The sequence below is a fragment of the Pseudarthrobacter sp. MDT1-56 genome, from assembly GCF_059383555.1.
On the sequence record NZ_JBWZCK010000011.1, the window covers coordinates 1 to 22638 of the forward strand.

Here is a 22638-nt window from a genome sequence, read left to right on the forward strand (position 1 = left end):
CGACGAAGTGGCCGATGCGGACCTTGGCCATGACCGGGATGGACACGGCGGCGATAATCGCCTCGATCATGTCCGGATCGGACATGCGGGACACGCCGCCCTGGGCGCGGATGTCGGCGGGAACGCGTTCCAGCGCCATGACTGCCACGGCTCCGGCATCCTCAGCGATGCGGGCCTGCTCGACGTTGACGACGTCCATGATGACGCCGCCCTTGAGCATCTCCGCCATGCCGCGCTTGACGCTGTTGCTGCCCGTAACGCTCTTCGCGGACGCGCCGGCTTCGCTGCTTACATCAGGTGTAGACACAAAAACCCCTATGGGTAGATAGATGACCTCGCCGGAGCGCGGACGGCACGCAAATGCCGCTTCACACACACCGGATTACCGGATCCATTGGCCGGTAGTGCTAATACTAGTCCCCCGCCGCGCCCGGTTGAATTCCGGTTACACCCGCGGGACCCGCCGAAGCTGCGCGCTCAGGCGGCCTGTCCGGTCGCGGTGCCCTCGGTCTCTTCCAGCGACTGGCGGCGCACTGTGATAATCCGCTGAATGACTGTTACTAGGCTCGCGGCGGCGAGGAGGCACAACGTTCCGAAAAGAACCACGGTGGGCAGCCCCAGACCCGTGAAACCGGTGACCACCAGGACGGACACCAGCCGCTCGGCGCGCTCGGCAATGCCCACATTGGCCTGGAAGCCCAGCGCCTCGGCCTTGGCGCGGGCATAGGAGACCACCATGCCCAGGACCAGGCAGACGATGGCGGCGATCGCGATGGGGGTATTCTCCCCGCCGGTGAAGAACCAGACCGCGACGCCGGCGAACAGCGCGCCGTCTGCTATGCGGTCCAGGGTGGAATCCAGGAAATTTCCCCAGCGTCCTCCACCCTTTTGCATCCGTGCCATGATGCCGTCGATAACGTCGGAGAAGATGAACGCGGTGATGAAGAGTGTGCCCCACCAGAGCTGGCCCAGCGGGTAGAACACCAGAGCACCGACAACAACGCCGAGCGTTCCGACGATGGTCACGGCGTCCGGGGAAACACCGATCCGCAGCAGCCAGCGGGCAAGGGGGGAGAACAGCGCGGTGAAGAAACCGCGCGCGTGCCTATTCAGCATCCGTCGCCCCGGCAGTCGCCTGCCCCGCGTCGCTGGCCTGGGGCCAGGCCTCCGCCACCTGCTGGCGGACCTCGCCCAGGGTCTGGGTGATGGCCTTGGTCTGGGCGATGATCGGGAAGAAGTTCCCGTCCCCGCCCCAGCGCGGCACCACGTGCTGGTGCAGGTGCCCGGCGATCCCGGCGCCGCCGGTAACGCCCTGGTTCATCCCGAGGTTGAAGCCGGTGGGGTTGGCCACCTTGCGCAGCACGCGCATGGCCGTCTGCGTCAGCTCGGCGAATTCGGCGGTTTCCTCCACGGTCAGGTCGGTGTAATCAGGAATGTGCCGGTACGGGCAGACCAGCAGGTGGCCCGGGTTGTACGGGAAGAGGTTCAGCACGACGTAGCTGGTCCGGCCCCGGTAGACGATCAAGGAATCATCGTCCTCGCGTTCCGGCGCCACACAGAACGGGCAGTCGTCCACGTTCTTGAACTGGTGCTGCCCGCCCTTGATGTAAGCCATCCGGTGCGGCGTCCACAGGCGCTGGAACGCGTCCGGCACCCCGGCCAGGCCAAAGTCGTCGGTCACGCCGTCGTCCCCCGGATACTCCGGAGCGGCCCCTGTGGTTTCCTGCATGCCTGGTTCTTCCCTGTCCGCTAGCTGGTCCGGTTGCGGACGGCGTCGACGATCCGCTGCACGGCGTCGGCCACCGGCACGCCGTTGTCCTGGCTGCCGTCACGGAAGCGGAAGGACACGGCGCCGGCTTCGGCGTCGTCGCCGCCGGCGATCAGCACAAACGGGATCTTGTCCTTGCTGGCGGTGCGGATCTTCTTCGGGAAACGGTCCGAGGACATGTCCACCTCGGCGCGGATGCCCGCGGCCTTGAGCTGGTCCACGACGTCGAACATGTAGTCGTTGAAGGCCTCGGCGACGGGGATGCCTACCACTTGGACGGGAGCGAGCCAGGCCGGGAAGGCGCCGGCGTAGTGCTCGGTGAGAACGCCCATGAAGCGTTCGATCGATCCGAAGAGGGCGCGGTGGATCATGACCGGGCGCTGGCGGGTGCCATCGGCGGCCTGGAACTCGAGTTCGAAGCGCTCGGGCAGGTTGAAGTCCAGCTGGATGGTGGACATCTGCCACGTCCGGCCGATCGCGTCGCGGGCCTGCACGGAGATCTTGGGCCCGTAGAACGCGGCTCCGCCCGGATCCGGGACCAGGTCGAGGCCGGATTCCTCGGCGACCTCGGCGAGGGTCTGGGTGGCTTCCTCCCAGAGCTCGTCCGAGCCCACGGACTTTTCGGGGTCCTTGGTGGAGAGCTCCAGGTAGAAGTCGTCCAGGCCGTAATCCTTGAGCAGCGCGAGCACGAAGTTGAGCGTCTTGGTGAGCTCGTCCTTCATCTGCTCGCGGGTGCAGTAGATGTGGGCATCGTCCTGGGTCATGCCGCGCACCCGGGTGAGGCCGTGCACCACGCCGGACTTCTCATAGCGGTAGACGGAGCCGAACTCGAAGAGCCGCAGCGGCAGTTCGCGGTAGGACCGGCCGCGGGAGCGGAAGATCAGGTTGTGCATCGGGCAGTTCATCGGCTTCAGGTAGTAGTCCTGGCCGGGCTTGCGGACGGTGCCGTCCTCGTTGAGTTCCGCATCGATGTGCATCGGGGGGAACATACCGTCCCGGTACCAGTCCAAGTGGCCGGAGACCTCGTAAAGGTGGCCCTTGGTGATGTGCGGGGTGTAGACGAACTCGTAACCGGCGTCGACGTGGCGCTGGCGGGAGTAATCCTCCATGGCCTTGCGGATGATGCCGCCCTTGGGGTGGAACACCGGCAGGCCGGAGCCCAGCTCGTCCGGGAAGGAGAACAGGTCCAGTTCCGCGCCAAGCTTGCGGTGGTCGCGGCGCTCGGCCTCGGCGACCCGTTCCTGGTAGGCCTTGAGGGCTTCCTTGGTGGGCCAGGCGGTGCCGTAGATGCGCTGCAGCTGCTTGTTCTTTTCGCTGCCGCGCCAGTAGGCGGCCGAGGAGCGGGTGAGCGCGAAGGCGTTGGAGATCAGCTTGGTGTTGGGCAGGTGCGGGCCGCGGCACAGGTCGCACCAAAGGGCCGTGCCCTCCTTGCGTTCCACGTTGTCGTAGATGCTCAGCTCGCCGCCGCCCACCTCAACGCTGGAGCCGTCGGCGTCGGAGCCGGCGCCCTTGAGGCCGATCAGTTCGAGCTTGTACGGCTCGTCCTTCATTGCCTCGCGGGCCTCATCCTCGGTGACCACACGGCGGACAAACTTCTGGTTCTGGTTGATGATTTTCTGCATCATCTTTTCCAGGGTCTTCAGGTCTTCCGGCGTAAACGGTTCCTCGACGTCGAAGTCGAAGTAGAAGCCGTCGGTGATGTAGGGGCCGATGCCCAGCTTGGCATCGGGACGCAGCTGCTGCACGGCCTGGGCCATAACGTGGGCGGCGGAGTGGCGCAGGACGTTGAGGCCGTCCGGGGAATCAATGGTGACGCCCTCGATCGTGGCATCCTCGGGCAGCGGCTGGTCCAGGTCCTTCAGCTCGCCATTGACGCGGGCCACAACGACGTCGCGGCGCTCAAAAAAGAGTTCCGCGCCGGTGGTCCCGGTAGTCACCTTGGTCTCTTCGCCATCGACGAGAAGGGTGATCTGCTGGGCATCTGACACGGGTGTCTCCTATTCAAAGTTTAGGCTTCGTAGCTTGTGGCGTACGGGGACCACAGCCAGCCTCGTCCATGCTATCGGTTTCTGAGGAGGCCAACCAACGCGCCGCTCAGCCTCCCATCCCGGTGATGGCGAGGTTTCGGCTGATCCCTTCCAGCGCACCGGGAGGCTCAGGTTCCCGCTGCTCCGGGATCCCGGAAGCCGGTACCGGGTAGGGCAGGGTCTCGGTGCGGCTCAGGTCCCAGGCCATGCTGGCGCTGATGCTGATCCCCCTCGGTCCGGTCCGCCGGGTGGTACCCCGGATCAGCAGCAGCCGGGTGCCGAACAGCAGCTGCCCGGCCAGCTCCTGGGCCTCATGGAAGAAGACCGAGTCCACGCAGCCCGTACCGTCGTCGATGCTGATGAACACCACGCGGCGCCCTCCGCGCATCGGAGGGGTCTGGGTGGCAACGCGGACCCCGGCGACCAGCACCTCGGTGCCGTTGCGCAGTCCCAGCAGCTTGTCGGCGGTGGTGACACCCAGCCGGTCCAGCAGCGGCCGGTGGCTGGCCATCAGGTGGTCGCTGACATCCACCGCCATCAGGTCCAGCTCGGCCCGGACGGTTTCAACCAGGGTGGGCGCGGGCAGGGCCGCCTTAAGGTTTTTCAGCTCGACGTCTCCCAGCGGCAGCGACAGCTGCCCCTCGATCACGTCGATGCCTTTCCTTTGCGGCCTGCTTTGCAGGGTCTGCAGATGCTGCACCAGGTCCGCGCGGTTGGCTTTCCCGCCGGAGGCCCGGTGCAGGGAATCGAAGGCCCCCAGCTGGGCCAGCCGCTGGATGCTGGGTTTGCTTAGCCGTGACCTGGCCCGCAGGTCCGCGAGGGAGTCGTAAGGCTGTCCCGCCACGATCCGTTTCAGCTCTGTTCCGGAGAGACCGTAGATGCCGTTCAGGCTCAGCCGGATGCCCAGCTTCCCGCGGTCCGGGCCCGAGGCCACGCGTTCCACCCGGTACTCGGCCTGGCTGCGGTTGATGTCCAGGGGCAGGATGGGGATCCCCAGCCGCCGGGCCTCGGCCACCAGGAGCCGCTTGGGATACATCCCCGGATCGTGTTCCCACAGCCCGGCGAGGAAGGCCTCCGGGTGGTGGGTCTTCAGCCAGGCCGACTGGTAGGTGGGCACGGCAAAAGCGGCGCCGTGGGCTTTGCAGAACCCGAAGCTGCCGAAGGCCTTGAGCGTGCCCCACACCTTGTCCACCACTTCGGGGCTGTACTCCCGCGACCGGGCCTCCTTCCGGAAGAACTCCTCCACCCGGCCTTCCAGGATCTCGTTGCCGAGGGCGCGGCGGAATTCGTCGGCCCGCGCCAGCCCGCATCCGGTCATAACGTCAAAGGTCTTCAGGATCTGCTCATGGAAAACCGTGACGCCGTGCGTCTCCTTGAGGACGGGCTTGAGGTCCGGGTGCGGATAGATCTCGGGTGCGAAGCCGTGCCGGTGCTCCAGGAAGGGCCGGACCATGTCCGATTTCATCGGGCCCGGCCGGAACAGGGAGATGTCGATGATGAGGTCATTGAACTCCCTGGGGGCGAGTTTGCCGATGAGCTCCCGCTGCCCGGGCGATTCGATCTGAAAGCAGCCCAGGGTGTGGGTGCTGCGGATCAGCTCATACGTGGGTTCGTCGTCGAGCGGCACGGCGTTGAGGTCGATGCTGCCGTCTTCTGCGATGTAATCCGGGCCTGTACCGTCCCGCCCCGCGGGGTGGGCTCCTGCTGCCACCACCTCGGCCTTGGAGGGATGCAGGCGGATCACTTCGCGGACGGCGAAGGCCATGGCACTTTGCATCCGGACACCGAGCACGTCGAGTTTGAGCATGCCCATCGGGTCCATGTCGTGCTTGTCGAACTGGCTCATCGGCAGGCCCAGTCCGCTGGGCTGCACGGGCGTCCGGTCCAGCAGGGTGGCGTCCCCTAGGATCACCCCGCACGGGTGCATGGAGATGTGGCGTGGCAGCCGGTCCAGCCGTTCGGTGAGGTCCACCAGCAGGTCCAGCTGCTGGTTCTCACTGAAATCACGCTGCCCTACCCGGCCGGCGAATTCCTTCAGCTCGGGCTTCTCCACGAGGGCTTCGCGGAAGTTTCGGGCTGAGAAACGCCACAGCTGCTTGGCGATGTCCCCGATCTCGCCCTCCTCCATGCCCAGTGCCAGGCCGGCGTCGCGCACGGCACCGCGAGCGCGGTAGCCGTTTTGCATGCTCATCAGCGTGACGCGCTCTGAGCCGAAGCGCTCAAAGATCTTCCGGTACACGTTGTGCCGTTCGGCGCTTTCGACGTCGATGTCGATGTCCGGCAGGGTGGCGCGGTCCCGGGAGAGGAAGCGTTCGAAGATGAGGTCGTGCTGCAGCGGGTTCACCTGGCTGACGTCGATCAGGTAGTTGACCAGGCTGGATGCCCCCGAGCCGCGGGCCGCCGCCCGGACTCCCATGTCCAGGATCATCCGGGACACCTCGGCCACGGTCAGGAAATAGGCCGCGAAGCCCAGGCTGTCGATGATCCGCAGCTCGTGCTCCAGCCGCGAGCGCAGTTCCTCGGCGGGCTTGCCGGCGATCCCCGGGAACCCCCTGCTGATGCCTGCCTCACAGCGCAGGGTGAGCTCCACCAGGGCGTCCCCGGAGATTCCAATGACCGAGGCTTCCGGCACCACGGGCTGTTTCCATCCCATGTCCGTCACCGGATCGAACCGGCAACGGTCCGCGAGCGCCTCGGTCTGCGCCATCAGGTTCTTGAGGTCTGCGGCGCCGTACCCGGCGGCATGCATGATCTCCTTGCCCAGTTGGAGCATCTGCGCCGCGGATTTGAGCCAGCCCTGCCCGTTGGGCTGGAGCAGGGGGGCGGCGGAGAGTTCGGGCAGCGATTTCAGGGTGCGTGCGGAATCCAGCACGTCCGCGGTGGCCGCTCCGTCCTCGGCGACATACCGCACGGCGTTGCTCAACACCGCCGGAACCCTGTGTTCGGCGGCGAGCTTGAGCATCCGCACCGCGTGGGCGGTGCTGAGCGGTTCCCCGGGCGGGCTGAGCTGGCTGACCACCTCGGCCGCGACCGTTCCGGGCGGCATGGCATCGAGCCAGCGTTTGAACAGGGTGCGGGGGCGAAGGTAGCGCCGGCCGCCCATGGCACGGCCGACGTCGGAGTTTGGACCGATCAGTACGGTCAGCACCGGTTTGAGGGTTTCCGGGTGCAGGGTGCGGGAAGCCAGCTCGGCGCGGGTCACGGCGACGGGCACCGCTCCCCCGGCCTTGCCCGTGGTGCGGGCATGGGCATCGGAGATCAGCCGGCACAGCGCACGGTAGCCGGCGCCGTTGTTGTGCCCGTGGGCCAGCACGACGACGCGCCCGCCCACTTGGGTGCGGAGGTCGCCGTCGTCGTCAAAGACCGCAAGGTCCACTCCAACAATCGGGTCCAGCCCCGCCGCCATGCAGGCCTTCAGGTGCTTGACCGTCCCGTACAGGCCGTCGCGGTCCGTGCAGGCGAGCGCCGTCGCCCCGTCCGCGGCCGCAGCTGCCGCCAGCTCCTCCGGCCAGGAGACCCCGTAGTGGGCACTGAAAGCGGTGGAGACATGGAGATGGGTGAAGCTCATGCTGATTCGGGCTTCCGGATTGGAAGCAGGGCGTCATGGATCCGCAGCAGCCGCCAGCGCCCGCTGCCCACATGCCGGGTCAGGTCAAAGGTGAGGCTTTCAGTCTCAGGGGATTCTGCCCGGCGCGCCTGGACGCGCCAGATCTCATGATCCACCAGGCCAGGGCCGCTGCCCAAGGGGGCCCGCTGTTCTTCGGCCCACCATTGGCGCCGCTCGTACCAGCGGACCGGTTCCGCGCAGACGGTGTAGCGGCGGCCGGCCCAGTCGAGTTTCAGGGGCTGGCCGGAGGGTGTGCAGACGACGTCCACTGACTCGCTGAACATGCCCATCGCGCCTCCCGGACCACACCAACTGTAAAAACCGTCTGTCCCAAACAGCCGGTAGCTATTCGAACATATCTTCGAACAACTCAAGTCTACGACGGCTCCGGGGCAAAACCTAGATCAGGGGTGGACGCACGCAGGCACAGGTAGCAGGATTGAGCCATGAGCTCCCATAACGCACTTCTGAAGCACGTAAGCATCGCCGCCGAGGACACGTCCCTGGTGGCGAAGTTCGATATAGACGGAAATATCCCCGGTCAGGGCGCCTACGTGGTGGGGCTTTTGGCAGCAACTCCGGATCATTCCCACCAACGACGAATGGGGATTGAGTTCATGAACGGGGAGGCTGTCTCCTTCTACTGCTTCAGCCACGACGGCACGGAAGAGAACTTTGACCTCAAGGGTGTGGAGCATTCCGGCAACACCATTACCGGGAACTTTCCGCTCAGCACGATCATGGGACTGTCCAAGGGACACCTTATGACGGCGTTCAGCGATTGCGACGGCCGCGAATACCAGGCGAATGTCCCGGTGGAGGAATCCCTCTAGGCTCCCGCGCTAGGAGCTGGCTTTGTAGACTTCCAGTTCCAGCGTGATGAAGGCGTCGATCATGGCCCGGTAGGTCTTATCGACAAGGTCGACGTCGATATCTTTCTGTTCCGCCGTGGCACGGACGTGTTCGATAACCCGCTCCACGCGCCCGGGGGCACGAACCTCGGCGCTGTCGGCCTTGAGGGTTCCGGCGATCCGGATCAGGCGCTCGCGGCGTCCGATCAGCGCAACGATCTGCTCGTCCACCTCGTCCACAGCCACGCGCACGGCGGCGAGCTGTTCCCGGTCGGCCTTGGCAGCTTTATCGTCTTGGTGATTTGTGGACATGTCCATGACAGTATCGAAAGATGCAGCCACGAGTCGATTTAATTTCACTGGGTGTCCGCAGTGTTGACGCCTCCCGCAGTTTCTATGTAGATGGCCTGGGCTGGCCTGTGCACCGGGAAGTCCGCGGCGAGGTCCTCTTCATCCAGGCCAACCACGGCCTCATCCTCTCGCTTTGGGACGCCGGGCAGATGCAGGCCGAAGCCGCCACCGATCCCCCTACCAGCCGTCCCTGCATCACCCTGAGCCACAACCTGGCCAGCACGGCGGAAGTCGACTGGGTGATGGCGGAGGCGGAAGCAGCGGGGGCGGAAATCATCGCTGAGCCAAAGACCCAGCCCTGGGGCGGCTACACCGGGTACTTCGCCGACCCGGACGGCTACCGCTGGGAAGTCGCGTTCAATCCCAGCTGGGCGGTCGACGGCGGCGGCAAAGTGACGCTCTAGCGCTACTGGCGAAGAGATGGCGCGGCCGTCGCCGTCAGCTGGAAAAGTCCGCCGCTGACTCCGGGCACTGACGGGTTAAGGAGCCGGATGCTCGTTGTGACCTAGGGCACAACGGCCCTATTGAGCCGCTCAACTGCGCCGCTACCGTGACTGGAGTACACGGCGGCACGCTTATTCGAGCCGGTGTGCGGTGACCGAGGAAGCAGCGGTGGTGCCGGCGTATGTCGGCGGCACCACGCAGCATCCGCTCGAGTACTTCCTCCCATCGGCGCCCTTGCCAATCACCGTCGCCAGGGCGGCGCTGCCTCCGGCACCCCGCTAAAACAGGCTCCCCACCGGCTGGATGAGTTCCGGGGAGTCGTTCTTCACGTTCCCGACGGCGGTGCCGACGGCGTCGATCGTCCAGCCCTCCGCGACGTCGTGCGCCCCGGCCCGGACCAGATCCACCAGTCCGGCGGCATCATCGGCCTGCGGGTCCAGCCACGCCTGCATCGTCCCCCGGTCCATCGGCAACGGCACGCGGTCGTGCAGGGCCGTGAGTTCGGCCAGCATCCCGCCGGCATAGCCCTCCGGCGGCGAGTCAGTGGTCATGATCGATGTCGAGAGCAGCCACCGCTCCGGGTCGTCCTCGGCCTTGGAGGGGTCCTTCCACCATTCGTAGAGTCCGGCGAAGACGATGAGGTGGCCGTCCCTCGGGTGAACGTAGTAGGGCTGTTTGCCACGGCCCTCGCCCTTCCACTCGTAATAGCCGTCGGCGGGCACCGCACAGCGCCGGGCCCGGGTGGCCTTCCGGAACGCCGGCTTCTCCAGCACACTCTCACTGCGGGCGTTGATCATCTTCGAGCCGATTCCCGGGTCCTTGGCCCAGGACGGCACCAGCCCCCAGCGCGCCAGGTGGAGCTGCCGGACCGGTTCCCCGTCCATCGGGCGTTCGAGCAGGATCGGCACGTCCGCCGTCGGGGCCACATTCCACGACGGCGGAATCGCGATCTCGTCCTCGAGCTCGGCGTCGAACTCGGCCAGCAGGTCCCCTACGGCCCGGGCCATCACGTAACGTCCACACATGGCACCAGCATGCCACCGCGCCCAATCCCTGTCATCCGGCGAGGGAATCCCGGTTGAGCCCGCCGAGGTCGCCGGAAAGCTGCGAAGTCGCCGGAACTTCCAGCGACTTCGCAGCTCTCCCGCGAATTCGCGCCCGACGGAGTTGCGGGCAGCGCCCGGCCCTGCGGGAATACCAGCCCCCGGGTTACGGTTATTGGGAGTGACGTACGACTTTCGTCGGCAACCGGCGCTGCCACCGCGCGCCATCAACTAACTTGAAGGAGAACTTCGTGGACTTCACCCCCGAATCCGGCACCATCACCATGTTTTCGACCACCTGGTGCGGGTACTGCAACCGCCTGAAGAAGCAGCTGGACGCCCAGGGCATCGGGTACACCGAGATCAACATCGAAGAAGTGGATGGCACCGCAGATCTCGTGGAGAAGCTCAATGGAGGCAACCGCACCGTCCCGACCGTGCTGTTCCCGGATGGCACCGCGGCCACCAACCCCTCCGCGGCTGAGGTCAAGAGCCGTCTCGCGGCCTAAGGCCACCCTGAACCAATGACGACGACGGCGCGGCCACCCCGGGGGCCGCGCCGTACCGCGTTGTACGACAGAATTTTGCGTGACAGACGTCCCGAGTGACGGAAGTCTTGCGACTAAGAATTTTGCGGCGAGAACCGCGACCAGAGCAGAGGAGCTATTTCCATGGTCCATAAAGTCAAAGGCGCAGTAGTCCGCTCCAAGGGAGCCCCCGTCACCCTGGAGACCGTCCTGGTCCCGGATCCCGGACCCGGCGAGGCCCTTGTGGACATCCTCACCTGCGGCGTCTGCCACACCGACCTGCACTACAAGCAGGGCGCCATCAACGACGACTTCCCGTTCCTGCTCGGCCACGAGGCCACCGGCGTCGTCAGCGCCGTGGGTCCGGACGTCACCGAGGTGGCCCCCGGCGACCGCGTGGTGCTGAACTGGCGCGCCGTCTGCGGCGAATGCCGCGCCTGCGCCAAGGGCCAGCCGCAGTACTGCTTCAACACCCACAACGCCACCCAGAAGATGACGCTCGAGGACGGCACTGAACTCACCGCCGCGCTCGGCATCGGCGCCTTCGCCGAGAAGACCCTCGTCGCCGCCGGTCAGTGCACCAAGGTTGACCCCGAGGCGGACCCGGCCGCCATCGGTCTGCTCGGCTGCGGCGTGATGGCAGGCATCGGCGCGGCCATCAACACCGGAAACGTCAAGCGCGGCGATACCGTCGCCGTCATCGGTTGCGGCGGCGTGGGCGTGGCAGCCGTCGCCGGCGCCGCGCTCGCCGGCGCCACCACCGTGATCGCCGTAGACATCGACCCGAAGAAGCTCGACCGCGCCAAGGACCTCGGCGCCACGCACACCGTGGACTCCTCCGCCGTCGACCCGGTCGAGGCGATCCGCGAACTGACCGGCGGCTTCGGCGCCGATGTGGTGATCGACGCCGTCGGACGTCCCGAGACCTACAAGCAGGCGTTCTACGCCCGTGACCTCGCCGGCACCGTGGTCCTGGTCGGGGTTCCCAGCCCCGAAATGACCCTGGAACTGCCGCTGCTGGACGTGTTCGGCCGGGGCGGCTCACTCAAGTCCTCCTGGTACGGCGACTGCCTCCCGTCGCGCGACTTCCCCATGCTGATCGACCTCTACCGGCAGGGCAAGCTGGACCTGGACGCCTTCGTGACGGAGCGGATCACGATCGACCAGATCGAGGAAGCCTTCGACAAGATGCACTCCGGCTCAGTGCTGCGCTCGGTCGTGGAACTGTGAGCGGCGGCCCCGTGAACGGGCTCCGGATCGACCGGTTGGTCACCTCGGGCACCTTCTCGCTCGACGGCGGCACCTGGGACGTCGACAACAACGTCTGGATCGTGGGAAACGATGCGGAATGCATCGTGATCGACCCGGCGCACGACGCCGACGCCGTCGAAGCGGCCGTCGCCGGGCGCAAGGTCACCGCGATCCTGCTCACGCACGGCCACGATGACCACATCGCCGCCGTGGGCGATGTCCGCCGGCGCGTCAACGCCCCGGTCTACCTCAACCGCGAGGACTGGATACTTTGGGAGCACGTGTTCCCGGGAACCGAACCGGACCATGCGATCGAGGACGGGGACACCTTCGAGGTCGCCGGTGCCCGGCTCGTGGCGCTGCACACGCCCGGACATTCCCCCGGCTCCATGTGCTTCACCCTCGAGAGCGAGGGCACCGTGTTCAGCGGCGACACCCTGTTCCAGGGCGGCCCCGGCGCCACGGGCCGGTCCTACAGCGATTTCCCCACCATCATCGGGTCCATCAAGGCCCGGCTGCTGACGCTGCCGGCGGACACCGTGGTGCGGACCGGTCACGGCGATCCGACGACGGTCGGCGCCGAGGCGCCGCAGCTTCAGGAATGGATCGCCCGGGGCCACTAGGCACCAGCCGTTCCAACTAAGCCATGACGAGGGCCGTGCACCGCTGGTGCCCGGCCCTCGTCATGGCCTGCGCGGTCTCAGCCGAGCAGGCTGCCGAAGTCGCCGTAGTCCAGGGTGGCGTAGCGGGCGTAGGTGTCGATCACGGCCGCCTCGACGGCGTCCACGTCCAGGTGCGGGACCAGGTCGGTGACGGCCCCTGCCGTTGCCGGGTCCCAGACCAGGCCCAGGGCGGCATAGCTGGCCTCCAGCACCGCGCGGATCGGGGCCGAGTTCTCCACCACGATGACGGAGCTGAACAGCCAGCCGCCGGCAACCACCCGCTGTGCCGTGCCGATCAGCTTGAGCTGGTGTTGCGGAAACTCCGGGTCCTGGCCGTGGACGCTGAATTCTCCGGGACAGTACTCGCCGGGGATCTCCCCCACCGCGGCGTCGACGCCGGCGCTCCGGAGGGCGCTGGCCAGCAGTTCGCCGAAGAAGGAGAAGCGCCGCTTGGCACCCGCGATCGCGTCCGTGTCCGGTTCCAGGTGGTCGATCACGAGGGTCCCCTCGTGATACGCGGCGGCGCGTCCCCCGGCCTTGCGGACCAGCGGTTCAAACCCCAGTTCGCGGCAGGCCTGCGCGGCGGCATCAAAACCCGGCAGGTGGGTGTCCCGCTGCCCGAAGGCCACGGTGGGCGCCGGCCGGTAGAGCCGGATCATGGGGCCCACGCCGCCGGTTTTGACCTTCCGCAGCAGCTCCAGGGCGAGGTCCAGGTCCGCGGCGGCGCCCAAGGATTCCTCCTGCCGGAAAATCGTCAGCGTCCGCGGTGCGCCTGGGGCCTCCGGCATCTTGTTATGCTCCCTTATGCTCATCTTGCAGTTCCTCGTCGTGGCCGCAGCGTTCGCCGTCATCGATTCCGTCTGGCTCAAATCGATGAGCAAGTTCTACCGGAACCATCTGGGCCACCTCATGGCGGACAAGCCCCATCTAGGGTACGCCGTCGTCTTCTACGTCCTGTACATCGCGGGGATCGTCTTCTTTGCCCTCCAGCCGGCGCTCGAGGGCGGCAGCTGGCTTACGGCGCTTGGCTACGGCGCCGCGCTGGGCACCTTCGCCTACGCCACCTATGACCTCACCAACGCCGCCACCCTGAAGAACTGGCCGCTCATCATCGTGGTGGCGGACATCGCCTGGGGCGCCGTGCTGACGGGCCTGGCCACCGTGGTCGGCTGGCTCGTCTTCCACTAGGCGGCCGCCGGGCCGCACGTCTACAGCGGGCGGACCCGCTGGGCCTTAGGACTTCCGGAGCGTCAGGATCTGCTCGGCCCGGCCGAACGGGCCGTTGAGGTCGTGCAGCACGGTCGAGGTCAGGCCGATCCCGTCCGTACCGAACGAGACTTCGTTGTCCAACCCCAGCCATTCGCCTTCGGGGCGCCGGTACATGTGGATCTGGAGGTCCAGGTTGGGGAAGGCGTAGCTGCCCTTGCCCGGGGGAACGCGGGCGGCGATCCCGTTGGCGGTGTCCACCAGGCCGACCAGCCGGGCGAGGTCGCTGCTGTCCTTCCGGTCCGTCAGCGGATGTTCGGTGTGCAGCCAGACCGTGCCGGACCCGGCGCGGTGCCCGTCGGCGATCCGCATTTCCAGCGACGCGATATAGCCGCCGGGCCAGATGCTGGCGGCGTCGTAGGGTTCGCAGTCCTCCGGCGCGGGAATCCGCGGATCCTCAAAGGCCGCGATGACGCTGGTATCGGAGGTAACCATCCGCCAGGCCGTGGCGCGGATCGCGGTGCGGCCGCCGGCGGTCAGCTCCGCCTGCACCAGTTCGATCGTCCGGCCGGGGCGGAGGGTGGTGGTGACGACCTCGAACTCACCGCCGGGAATCAGGCCAAGAATCTCATAGCTCAGCCGCGCCATCCGCATGTCGTCGCGGGGCTCGTGCCGGTCCAGGCAGTCGGCCATGATGCCGGAGGCCGGCGCCATGTGCTGCTCGTGTTCATTCCAGGCGCCCTGGGCGTGGATGGTGGAGCGGAAACGCCCGCCACCCAATACCTCGTAGTAGAAATCGCCCTCGGCAAGCTCCGGTAGTTCAGCAGTCATCAACGTCTGCCCTTTCGCGTGGCTGGTAATCCCAGAACACACTATCGCTTCCCCGCCGGCGGCAGCCCCACCGGCCGCAGCCCGAAACCGGCAACCACCCCTCCAGTGGGCACGGCGGGCACTGCTGGCGCAATGAATATGACTCATATTCCAGCCCGCGCTCTCCGGCTCGGCTGCCGGCATCAGCCTGGGCCCGGGCCTCTTCGGTGTCCTGTCCATCATCCGGCTCCGCTACACCGAGCTGGCCCAGCATGAGGTCGCATACTACTTCTCGGCCCTGGCCCTGGGTCTCATTGCGGGACCGGGGATCGCCGCCTCTGGGCGCTTTCGGGTTGCGCCCGGCGGCGCCTGGCGGCGCCTGGTGTGCCGGGCCTCGACGCGGTTTCCCTCCACCATGACCGTGTTGTCGCTCTCCGCGATGACCGCGCCGTTCCACAGTGCCTTTGCCCTGGACTGGGTAGACTCGGAGGCAGACTTTCCGCGACTATCCACCGAAGAGGTGCTCCCCTGATTCGAGTCATCAGCTACAACCTGCGAAAGCACCATGCCAGCGGTGAGCTGGTTGATCTGGCCCGCAATTTTGAGATTGATGCCTTGTGTCTCCAGGAGTGCGACACCAACGACCTCCCGGACACAATTGGTGATTTGCACCTTGCCGACGCCACCAAGGGCAACCGGCTGGGGCTGGCGATCTACTACCGCATGGACCGGTTCACGGCGTACGAGACGAAGACCTTCGCCCTGAAGAAATCGCTGCACGACCGCGTCCTGTCCCCCGCGCACGAGCGGCTCATCGGCACCCGGGTGATCGACAATGAGACGGACCATGACCTCGTCATCGCGTCGTTCCACGCGGCCCCCCTGACGGCGTCGAACTCGCTGCGGCGGAACCAGATCCACGCGGCCCACGCGGAACTGCTCAGCATGGGCGGCGGGCTGATGTCCCTGATGGTGGGCGACTTCAACTACCCCTTCTTCACCAAGAACCTCACGGCCCAGATGAAGGATGCCGGCTACGATCTGACCCTTAGTGACCGGCGGACGTACACGCGGTACAAGGTCTTCAAGGGCCACTTCGACTTCGCGACCTCCCAGGGGCTCAACATCGAGAGTGTCGAAACCCTGCCGCGCGGGGCGTCGGACCACCTCCCCATCCTCATTTCGGCGGAGTACGGCCAGGACGCACCGGCGGCCGGCGACTCCGCGTCCCCTGCCGCGTAGCCAGGGTCCACCGTGCGCGGCGCTAGGGCACCGAAACTCCCGTCCGGCCTAAGAATGATGCGGGACTACGAACGCCCCTGGCTGAAATCTGACCTGGCCGCCGGCGCCGCCCTCAGCGCGTTCCTCATTCCGGCCGGCATGGCGTATGCGGAGGCCGCCGGGCTGCCGGCCGTCACGGGCCTCTACGCCTCGATCATCCCCCTGCTCGCCTATGCCGTCTTCGGCCCCTCCCGGGTCCTGATCATCGGCCCGGATTCCAGCCTGGCGCCGATGATCGCCGCCGCCATCCTGCCGCTTGCCGGGACGGATCCGGACCACGCGGTGGCCCTCGCGGGCGTTCTGGCGCTGCTGATCGGAGGTCTGCTGCTGGCCGGCAAGGTCTTCAAATTGGGGTTCGTCACCGGGCTGCTGTCCAAACCCATCCGCGTTGGCTACCTCAACGGAATCGCCATCGTCATCATGTTGAGCCAACTGCCCAAGCTGCTCGGCATTTCCGGCACCGGCGGCTCACTGGTGAACACCGCCACGGGGACGGCGCAGGCCGTGGCCCAGGGCGCCATCAATCCTGTCGCGTTTCTGTTCGGCGCCGGCACCATCGCCGTCATCCTTGGGTGCCGCTCCCTGCCCTGGAAGCTCCCCGGCGTGTTGATCGCAGTCGCGGCAGCCACGGCGCTGACGTCCGTCCTGGACCTGACGGCGGCACTCCCCACCGTAGGTGCCCTGCCCCAAGGCCTGCCGGCGCCCGCCCTCGACGGAATCAGCCTGGAGGACGTCATCGCCCTGCTCGGGCCGGCGGCCGGCATCGCCCTGATTGCCTTTGCCGACACCTCGGTCCTCTCCAAGAGTTTCGCCGCCCGGAGCGGCGTCCAAGTTGACGGCAACCAGGAAATGGGTGCCCTCGGCGTGGCGAACGTGGCCAGCGGCCTCTTCGGCGGTTTTCCGATCTCCGGCAGCACCTCGCGCACACCGATCGCCGTCGAGGCCGGCGCCAAGAGCCCCCTGACCGGCGCCGTTGCCGCCGCCCTTGTGGTGCTGTTCATGATCCTGGCGCCCGGGCTGACGACCTTCCTGCCCTCCAGCGTGCTGGCCGGGGTCGTGATGGTCGCCGCGGCGTCGATCCTGGACCTGAAGACGCTCCTCCGGCTGCTCAGGATGAGCCGGACCGAGGCCGCCCTGCTGGTCGCGACCTTCCTGGGCGTCGCTTTTGTAGGTGTGCTGGAAGGCATTGTGGTCGCGATTGGGCTGTCCCTGATCGCTTTCGTGCTGCGGGCCCTGGACCCGTACCGCACCGAGCTGGGGATTGTGGGGGACGTGCCCGGATATCACGACCTGAGCCGGCACCCCGAGGGCCAGCGCGTCCCCGGCCTCGTGATCGCACGCTTCGACGCCCCGCTGTTCTTCGCCAACGGCGCCGTCTTCACCGAACACATCCGGGCGCTCGTGGCCAACGCCCCGGACCCGGTACGGTGGGTCATCGTGGCGTCGGAGGCCATCACCGGCCTGGACACCACCGCACTGGATGACCTCGTGGCGCTCGACGACGAGCTTGCGAAGCGGGGCATCAGTCTGGTCTTCGCCGAAATGAAGGGGCCCATCAAGGACCGCCTGATCCGGTTCGGGGTGAGCAGCCGGTTCGGCCCCGACCACTTCTTCCCCACCGTCAACAATGCGGTGCGGAGCTACAAGCGGACGTCCGAGCTGGAATAGGGCCAGGCGTCGGCCCCTCAGCCCAGCAGCGGAATCACTTCGATCCTGCCATCAGGACTGACCGTGACGAGCACCTGCTTTCCGGTCACACCTTCAAGTTCCCCGGCCAGCCTGCCGGCCAGCTCGCCGACGTCGGCAGCGGCACCAGCCCCGACGTCGGCCCGTCTCCAAACGGTCACTCCGGCCCCGGTGACGTCCTCGATGGCCCGGTTAAGCAGTGCCGGATCGGTGCCTGTCACCAGGATGACGTGACCGATGGTCCGGTTCCGGACGGGCACCGCCGCCGCGAGGACGGCACGTTCATGGCGCCACACCGCGAAGTGGTAGCCGGCCACGAGGCCGGTGGCCACCAACAAACCGAGCGGGGCCCGGATCCTGTCCACCACGCTGCCGCCCGAGATGTCGCCCAGGAAGTACTCGAACATCCGGTAGCCGACGACCAGCAGGGTGATGACGGCAACCACGGCGCTGAGGCCGAACACCACAATCAGGTAGATTCGGCGGGCGTTTTGCCAGTTCCCGGAACCACCGGCAGCACCGGGCGTCGCCGCGGAGGTCCTCTCCAGGGGCTTCCACGTGAACCACCAGACCAGGCCGCCGACCAGGAGCGAACTGATGCCACCAAGCAGGAGGGTGCGTGCCCCGGAGCCCGCCAGCGGCGTCGCCGCCATGGCGAGGGCAGCGTTCACGATCACGCCGATCCCGGAGGCAGCGGCCACCAGGGCGACGCCGGACGTCACCAGCCGGCTCCCCTGCCGGATGGCTTCGGAACTTCCGCGCGCCAGCCCGCGGTGGTACACCCAGACCAGTGACCCGATCGCCGCGGCAGCGATCGCCGGCGCCAGCGGCTCAAGCAGCAGGTTCATCGGTTCGGTGCGGTCGAAGGCGAGCCGCAGCAGGACGAACAACGTGACCCCCGCACCGCCGAGGGTCAGGACGCCGGCGCCAAGGATCCCCACGGCGATGAGGCCGACGCTGGCGAGATCGCCGCGCAGCCGCCGGACGCCGTCGTGCGTCCAGTGCCACCGCCACACCAGCCCGCCGCCCACGGCCCAGACGAGGGACTGCAGCGCGGACACCCACCAGGGCTTGCCCACCATCCCGGCGGCCAGCGCCCCCCGGAGGGCCGCGTCCAGCAGGATCGACAGGGCGGAGACGGCGCCGCTGACCCCAATCACCAGCCCGATGTAGCTGCTGAGAACGGTGGGGGCGTCAGCCACGTCCACGGGCCGCTTACGGGGGTGCCGCCACATCCACCGGTGCCAGACCCAGACGGCCGCCCACACCAGGCCGGTGGCCAGGGACGGGCGCCACTGCAGCGACTGGCCGCCGATCAGCGTGGTCACTGCGCTCAGCAGGTTGCTCGTCGCCAGCACCAGGGAGAGCACGTAGACACCGGTCACATACAGGCCCCAGCCGACGGATGCCCGCTCCGTCTCGTCGCCCAGCCGCCGCCAGACAACCCACCACAGGAGCGCGGCGAGCGGCCCGCCGATCAGGGCGAAGGCCAGTGAACGCGCCAGCCCCGCCACGTCCCCGGTGGCCAGCACGGTGTCCGCCACGAGGAGCCGCCCCAGCAGGCCGCTGAGCCCGACGGCGGCGACCACCACGAGGGCGAAGAGTAGCAGGTAGGTGATGAGGCGGCGGACGGTCCGCTGGGCCGCGCCCACGGCGGAGTCAGCGCTCATTACTTCACCGCGGCGTTCTGGCACACTGTGAGTTGCCAGGGAGCCCTGTCGATCAGCCACTTGTCTCCTGCCTTCTCCAGGTCAAAGTCGTCCTCGATCTGGTATTCGCTACTTCCGAACGGACCGCCGCCCTGGGAGACGGTGATCAGCACCCTGACGTCCGCCGAGGCCGGCCGCTCGGTCGTCGAGACGAGGGTGACGCGGAGGTTGTCCCCCGACATCCGCTCCATGTCGGTGCTGCAACGGTTCTTGGCGGCGTCCGTCAGGTAGGCGGCCGCGGCCGTCTCGTCCCCGGCAATCACGGCGGCGGAATACCGCTGCACCACCCCTGCAGGGGTGGCCTCGTCCACCGGCGCCGGCTCACCACGGGTGAACACGACAATCAGTGCGACAACCACGATCACGGCGATCGCGGCCAGAATGGCAAGCAGGGTGCGGTCCGGCCGGCGCGGTTCTGCTGCGGGTTCCGCTGCGGGTTCCGCTGCCGGCGGTGTTGCCCGTTCGGGCACCGTCGGCCCGGGCGCGTTCGGGTCGGGTTTTTTCTCCTCTGGACTCATGCCGTCAGTATGTAGCACCCGGGGTGTACCGTCATGGTGTCTTTCGGCCCATTCCGCCCTGACCTGCTGTTTCGCCGGCGCGGCGGCCTCCGGCGACGATCCGGTGCTGAGCCATCGAAAGGCAGGTCTCCGGCGGCGCGGGTGCGTCGACGCCGCCCGCGGCAGGTACTACGCTCGGGAAATGGGAATCGTACGGAAAGTCCTGGGCCTCCTCGCTCTGGTGATGATCGGGCTGGTGGGGACCGGGCCGGCGGCGCAGGCCGTCACGCCGGTGGACATTGTCGTGGAGGACCGGGCGGGGGTGCTGGACCGGAACACCCTCCTGCCGGCGGTGCAGGCGATCGAGTTCTATCAGCCCACGAAGGTAGCCGTTTACAGCTATAACGGCTCGGCGTCGGACAACCTCAACGAGGAGGTCCTGCGTTTTGCCCGGTCCGAGCGTCCGGAGTGGATCAGCGGGGACGGTCAGAAGTGGGCGGACGGGCTCTTCATCTTCGCCGTGGACCCGGTGGGCCGGCAAGTGGGGACGTACATGGGCGAGGACCGGAAGGTCTCGCTTGAACAGCGTGAGGACATCCAGGACGCCTCCAAGGAACTTCTTCGCGACGCCCAGTGGACGGAAGGCACCATCGCCGGGATCCAGCGCGGTGCGGAACTGATCAACCAGCCGTGGTACCGGTCCACCGCCTTCCTCGTCGTTGCATGGACCAGCGTTGCGGCGGCCGTCGCGGGCGCCGCGACCTGGCTGATCGTGCGCTGGCGGACCCGGGTCGGCAGCCGCAGGGAACTGGCCCGCGGTGACGTCAGCTACGCCAACGTCAGCATGGATCTCCAGGTCACTGAGCTGAACGCCGGCACCATCCCGGAAGCCTCCCGTTACGGCAGCACCGTCCTTGAGAAGCACCGGACCTTCATGGCCAAATACAACACCGCCACCGGCCTCTCCAACCAGGTCCATGCGCTGTCGCCCAAGGACCTCAGCAGGCGGCCGAACCTTAAGCTGGCCCGCAGCTACGCCGACGCCGCCGCCGAACTTGACGCCCTCGACGACGTGATCGCCGACACCAACGCACTGCTCAACCGGGGCTCCGCCTGGGCTCCCGCCTGGGACCGGCAACTGGCCCCCTTCCGCGCCGACCTGGCCGCGATCGAACAGATGCTCAGCAAGCGCAACGCCGAGGGCGACTCCGCGACGGCCGCGGCACTGCGCTCCTTCCGCGATGAAAGCCACCGGGAGATTGAACGCTGGACCTCGGAACTCTCGGACGGAACCATCACACCCGAGACGGCCCTTGACCGGCTGCGGGACGCACGAACCCACCTCTCCGAACTGCTCAAGAACCACGCCGATACCGTGATTGCCGGCTACACCAAGGACGAGAAGGAAGCCAGGCTCATGCGCAAGGAGATGGAGAGCGCACAGGCCGGGAGCAAGGCCAAGTACGGGCGCACCTACGAACCCAGCATCCTGGGCACCGTGTACCCCGCGTATTACTTCTTCTCCGTGCCGACTTTCAACTCCGGCTTCACCAGCGGAGTCAGCAGTGTCAGCAGCGCCCGCGGCGGAGGCGGAAGCACCACCGGCTACGGCAGCAGCGGCGGCAGTTTCTCCGGCTCCGGCAGTTCATCGAGCTTCTAGCGGGATCAGGCGTCCCTGCTGCGTTCGACGACGAAATCGCCGCCGGGGAACAGGATGGTCTCGTGGCCGTCGTCAAACCTGACGTGATAGGGCGGGGCCCCGTCTGCCCCCTTGACCTCCAGGATTTCCCCGTGCCGGTCCGCTGACTCGACCGTGGTGCCACGGATGATGATGCGGTCTCCCTGGGCTGCTTTCATGTCGTTCACCTCCTTTTCCAGCGTACGGTTGTGTGTCCTACCGGGGAACGGTCACTGTCGTCAGAAGAGTCCGGCGGCGACTGTGCCGGTCAGTTCCTGGAAGACGCGGGTGCGGGCAGCCTCCGCGTCCCGGCCCAGCGTGTAGACGACGAACACGTACGCCCGGTCCCCTTGCACCAGGATGCTCGCGTCGTGCAGGTAGCCGTTAAGGAGTCCGTACTTGTGGAAGACGCTGACATCCGCGGGTGCGGCGGCCGGGATCAGTGATTCGTAGTTGGTTTTCTGCATGTAGGACAGCAATTGGGCGGTGTTGACCGCGTTGAGCAGCCGGCCGCTGTACAGCTCGGACAGAATCTGTGCCATCTCCGCCGGAGTCAGGCTGTTCACGGTCCGGTCATAGGGAATGCCGATCGAGGCGGCATAGTTAGTCAGTCCCGTGTGGCCCACGGCGGCGAGGATCAACGCCCACGACTCGTTGTTGCTTTGCTGGACCATTTGCCGGATCTGCTGGCCGGCGGTGGATGCCCCCATCGGGGTTCCCAGCGAGGCCTTGCCGGTTTCCACCAGATGGTAGTAGGCGGCGGCGGCGAGGATCTTCCCGGTGCTCGCGGCCACGAACTTGGTCTTGACCCCGTATTCGTGCACCGCCCCGTCAGCCACATCGATCAGGGCAACGCCCACCTGGTAGCCGCTGTAGGCCGCGATCACGGCGTTGATTTCCGCGTCCAGCGCCGGCCCGATGGCGGGCGCGGCGGGCGTGACGGCGGCGGGTGACGGCGTCGGGGGTACTGCCGTGGGCGTTCCGCCGCTCTCGCTCGAGCCGGCGGCGGACAACGGGTCGGCTGCTCCGGCGGAACCTGCTGGGGCTGACGCGGACGTAGCCGGCGCGGCCCCGGCGTCGGACGGACCCCGGCCCTGGATGGTGCCGTAAACGGCCCCGGCCGTGATCAGGCCAAGAACGGTAACCAGCGCGATCAGGAACTGCGGGCGGATCCCGCCCAAGCGGCTCAACAGGCGCGGCCCGGATCCCTGTGCCGCCTCATGTGTGTGTCGGCCGCTGC

General features: G+C 67.2%; 22 protein-coding genes and 2 pseudogenes. 10 read left to right on the forward strand and 14 right to left on the reverse strand.

The genetic code is table 11. From position 1 onward, the window contains the following. From AC50YC_RS15235 to AC50YC_RS15260, 6 genes and pseudogenes are all read right to left on the reverse strand, one after another. Positions 1–307 (reverse strand): annotated as a pseudogene (locus AC50YC_RS15235) (pyridoxal 5'-phosphate synthase lyase subunit PdxS); the annotation flags it as partial. A gap of 170 nt (positions 308–477) precedes the next feature. Continuing rightward, complete coding sequence (gene pgsA, locus AC50YC_RS15240; protein ID WP_494954158.1) at positions 478–1116, reverse strand: phosphatidylinositol phosphate synthase; 639 nt, start codon at positions 1114–1116, stop codon at positions 478–480. Further along, positions 1106–1729, reverse strand: a complete 624-nt coding sequence (locus AC50YC_RS15245; protein ID WP_494954159.1) for an HIT family protein — start codon at positions 1727–1729, stop codon at positions 1106–1108. Before AC50YC_RS15245 ends, pgsA begins: the two co-directional genes overlap by 11 nt. A gap of 20 nt (positions 1730–1749) precedes the next feature. After that, the gene (gene thrS, locus AC50YC_RS15250) at positions 1750–3756 is read right to left on the reverse strand and encodes a threonine--tRNA ligase (protein WP_494954160.1); all 2007 of its coding nucleotides are present in this window, start codon (positions 3754–3756) and stop codon (positions 1750–1752) included. 106 nt (positions 3757–3862) lie between these two features. Continuing rightward, complete coding sequence (locus AC50YC_RS15255; protein WP_494954161.1) at positions 3863–7363, reverse strand: DNA polymerase III subunit alpha; 3501 nt, start codon at positions 7361–7363, stop codon at positions 3863–3865. Beyond that, entirely contained in the window at positions 7360–7692 is a 333-nt protein-coding gene (locus AC50YC_RS15260) for a DUF6504 family protein (RefSeq protein WP_494954162.1), read from the reverse strand. Before AC50YC_RS15260 ends, AC50YC_RS15255 begins: the two co-directional genes overlap by 4 nt. 156 nt (positions 7693–7848) lie before the next feature. Here AC50YC_RS15260 and AC50YC_RS15265 point away from each other — a divergent pair, with 156 nt between their 5' ends. Beyond that, positions 7849–8235, forward strand: a complete 387-nt coding sequence (locus AC50YC_RS15265) for a hypothetical protein (RefSeq protein ID WP_494954163.1) — start codon at positions 7849–7851, stop codon at positions 8233–8235. 9 nt (positions 8236–8244) lie between these two features. On the opposite strand, the gene AC50YC_RS15270 is transcribed toward AC50YC_RS15265, so the two are convergent. After that, positions 8245–8571 carry a chorismate mutase gene (locus AC50YC_RS15270; protein WP_494954312.1) on the reverse strand — a complete coding sequence of 109 codons (327 nt, stop codon included), beginning with the start codon at positions 8569–8571 and terminating at the stop codon, positions 8245–8247. A gap of 14 nt (positions 8572–8585) precedes the next feature. Here AC50YC_RS15270 and AC50YC_RS15275 point away from each other — a divergent pair, with 14 nt between their 5' ends. Next, positions 8586–9008 (forward strand): VOC family protein, encoded by a 423-nt coding sequence (locus AC50YC_RS15275; RefSeq protein ID WP_494954164.1) that lies wholly within the window; start codon positions 8586–8588, stop codon positions 9006–9008. Between the two features lie 318 nt (positions 9009–9326). Here AC50YC_RS15275 and AC50YC_RS15280 read toward each other — a convergent pair whose 3' ends face one another. After that, entirely contained in the window at positions 9327–10073 is a 747-nt protein-coding gene (locus tag AC50YC_RS15280) for an SOS response-associated peptidase (protein ID WP_494954165.1), read from the reverse strand. A 269-nt stretch (positions 10074–10342) separates the two neighbouring features. On the opposite strand from AC50YC_RS15280, the gene AC50YC_RS15285 reads away from it, so the two are divergent. From AC50YC_RS15285 to AC50YC_RS15295, 3 genes are all read left to right on the forward strand, one after another. Next, positions 10343–10600: a mycoredoxin gene (locus AC50YC_RS15285; protein ID WP_056429693.1), complete on the forward strand. Its 258-nt coding sequence runs from the start codon at positions 10343–10345 to the stop codon at positions 10598–10600. Between the two features lie 162 nt (positions 10601–10762). Then, on the forward strand, positions 10763–11848 hold the full coding sequence (locus AC50YC_RS15290) for an S-(hydroxymethyl)mycothiol dehydrogenase (RefSeq protein ID WP_494954166.1): 1086 nt from the start codon (positions 10763–10765) through the stop codon (positions 11846–11848). Then, positions 11845–12492 (forward strand): MBL fold metallo-hydrolase, encoded by a 648-nt coding sequence (locus AC50YC_RS15295; protein WP_494954167.1) that lies wholly within the window; start codon positions 11845–11847, stop codon positions 12490–12492. The genes AC50YC_RS15290 and AC50YC_RS15295 overlap by 4 nt, the downstream gene beginning before the upstream one ends. 77 nt (positions 12493–12569) lie before the next feature. On the opposite strand, the gene AC50YC_RS15300 is transcribed toward AC50YC_RS15295, so the two are convergent. Continuing rightward, positions 12570–13319, reverse strand: coding sequence for a lipoate--protein ligase family protein (locus AC50YC_RS15300; protein ID WP_494954168.1), 750 nt, complete (start codon positions 13317–13319; stop codon positions 12570–12572). Between the two features lie 16 nt (positions 13320–13335). On the opposite strand from AC50YC_RS15300, the gene AC50YC_RS15305 reads away from it, so the two are divergent. Next, complete coding sequence (locus AC50YC_RS15305; RefSeq protein WP_494954169.1) at positions 13336–13719, forward strand: DUF2177 family protein; 384 nt, start codon at positions 13336–13338, stop codon at positions 13717–13719. Positions 13720–13764: 45 nt separating this feature from the next. Here the strand turns inward: AC50YC_RS15305 and AC50YC_RS15310 are convergent, their stop codons facing one another. Next, on the reverse strand, positions 13765–14568 hold the full coding sequence (locus AC50YC_RS15310) for a thioesterase family protein (RefSeq protein ID WP_494954170.1): 804 nt from the start codon (positions 14566–14568) through the stop codon (positions 13765–13767). Positions 14569–14725: 157 nt separating this feature from the next. On the opposite strand from AC50YC_RS15310, the pseudogene AC50YC_RS15315 reads away from it, so the two are divergent. The 3 genes and pseudogenes from AC50YC_RS15315 to AC50YC_RS15325 form a co-directional block, all read left to right on the forward strand. Next, positions 14726–14878 (forward strand): annotated as a pseudogene (locus AC50YC_RS15315) (DUF4956 domain-containing protein); the annotation flags it as partial. Between the two features lie 200 nt (positions 14879–15078). Continuing rightward, complete coding sequence (locus AC50YC_RS15320; protein ID WP_354171104.1) at positions 15079–15789, forward strand: endonuclease/exonuclease/phosphatase family protein; 711 nt, start codon at positions 15079–15081, stop codon at positions 15787–15789. A 54-nt stretch (positions 15790–15843) separates the two neighbouring features. Continuing rightward, positions 15844–17496: a SulP family inorganic anion transporter gene (locus AC50YC_RS15325; protein WP_494954171.1), complete on the forward strand. Its 1653-nt coding sequence runs from the start codon at positions 15844–15846 to the stop codon at positions 17494–17496. Positions 17497–17513: 17 nt separating this feature from the next. Here AC50YC_RS15325 and AC50YC_RS15330 read toward each other — a convergent pair whose 3' ends face one another. Both AC50YC_RS15330 and AC50YC_RS15335 read right to left on the reverse strand, forming a co-directional pair. Then, on the reverse strand, positions 17514–19184 hold the full coding sequence (locus AC50YC_RS15330) for a DUF5671 domain-containing protein (protein WP_494954172.1): 1671 nt from the start codon (positions 19182–19184) through the stop codon (positions 17514–17516). Further along, positions 19184–19741 carry an LpqB family beta-propeller domain-containing protein gene (locus tag AC50YC_RS15335; protein WP_494954173.1) on the reverse strand — a complete coding sequence of 186 codons (558 nt, stop codon included), beginning with the start codon at positions 19739–19741 and terminating at the stop codon, positions 19184–19186. Before AC50YC_RS15335 ends, AC50YC_RS15330 begins: the two co-directional genes overlap by 1 nt. A 181-nt stretch (positions 19742–19922) precedes the next feature. Between AC50YC_RS15335 and AC50YC_RS15340 the strand changes: the two genes are divergently transcribed. Continuing rightward, positions 19923–21380 (forward strand): DUF5129 domain-containing protein, encoded by a 1458-nt coding sequence (locus tag AC50YC_RS15340; protein WP_494954174.1) that lies wholly within the window; start codon positions 19923–19925, stop codon positions 21378–21380. Positions 21381–21385: 5 nt separating this feature from the next. On the opposite strand, the gene AC50YC_RS15345 is transcribed toward AC50YC_RS15340, so the two are convergent. Next, on the reverse strand, positions 21386–21577 hold the full coding sequence (locus AC50YC_RS15345; protein ID WP_494954175.1) for a DUF1918 domain-containing protein: 192 nt from the start codon (positions 21575–21577) through the stop codon (positions 21386–21388). 60 nt (positions 21578–21637) lie between these two features. After that, entirely contained in the window at positions 21638–22588 is a 951-nt protein-coding gene (locus AC50YC_RS15350) for a serine hydrolase (RefSeq protein ID WP_494954176.1), read from the reverse strand. Positions 22589–22638 lie beyond the last annotated feature (50 nt).

Coding starts and splice junctions, on each gene's coding strand:
- AC50YC_RS15330 (WP_494954172.1), bottom strand. CDS start 19,184: ATGAGCGCTGACTCCGCCGTGGGCGCGGCCCAGCGGACCGTCCGCCGC.
- AC50YC_RS15335 (WP_494954173.1), bottom strand. CDS start 19,741: ATGAGTCCAGAGGAGAAAAAACCCGACCCGAACGCGCCCGGGCCGACG.
- AC50YC_RS15345 (WP_494954175.1), bottom strand. CDS start 21,577: ATGAAAGCAGCCCAGGGAGACCGCATCATCATCCGTGGCACCACGGTC.
- pgsA (WP_494954158.1), bottom strand. CDS start 1,116: ATGCTGAATAGGCACGCGCGCGGTTTCTTCACCGCGCTGTTCTCCCCC.
- AC50YC_RS15260 (WP_494954162.1), bottom strand. CDS start 7,692: ATGGGCATGTTCAGCGAGTCAGTGGACGTCGTCTGCACACCCTCCGGC.
- AC50YC_RS15310 (WP_494954170.1), bottom strand. CDS start 14,568: ATGACTGCTGAACTACCGGAGCTTGCCGAGGGCGATTTCTACTACGAG.
- AC50YC_RS15275 (WP_494954164.1), top strand. CDS start 8,586: ATGCAGCCACGAGTCGATTTAATTTCACTGGGTGTCCGCAGTGTTGAC.
- AC50YC_RS15245 (WP_494954159.1), bottom strand. CDS start 1,729: ATGCAGGAAACCACAGGGGCCGCTCCGGAGTATCCGGGGGACGACGGC.
- AC50YC_RS15305 (WP_494954169.1), top strand. CDS start 13,336: ATGCTCATCTTGCAGTTCCTCGTCGTGGCCGCAGCGTTCGCCGTCATC.
- AC50YC_RS15255 (WP_494954161.1), bottom strand. CDS start 7,363: ATGAGCTTCACCCATCTCCATGTCTCCACCGCTTTCAGTGCCCACTAC.
- AC50YC_RS15270 (WP_494954312.1), bottom strand. CDS start 8,571: ATGGACATGTCCACAAATCACCAAGACGATAAAGCTGCCAAGGCCGAC.
- AC50YC_RS15280 (WP_494954165.1), bottom strand. CDS start 10,073: ATGTGTGGACGTTACGTGATGGCCCGGGCCGTAGGGGACCTGCTGGCC.
- AC50YC_RS15340 (WP_494954174.1), top strand. CDS start 19,923: ATGGGAATCGTACGGAAAGTCCTGGGCCTCCTCGCTCTGGTGATGATC.
- AC50YC_RS15325 (WP_494954171.1), top strand. CDS start 15,844: ATGATGCGGGACTACGAACGCCCCTGGCTGAAATCTGACCTGGCCGCC.
- AC50YC_RS15290 (WP_494954166.1), top strand. CDS start 10,763: ATGGTCCATAAAGTCAAAGGCGCAGTAGTCCGCTCCAAGGGAGCCCCC.
- AC50YC_RS15300 (WP_494954168.1), bottom strand. CDS start 13,319: ATGCCGGAGGCCCCAGGCGCACCGCGGACGCTGACGATTTTCCGGCAG.
- AC50YC_RS15265 (WP_494954163.1), top strand. CDS start 7,849: ATGAGCTCCCATAACGCACTTCTGAAGCACGTAAGCATCGCCGCCGAG.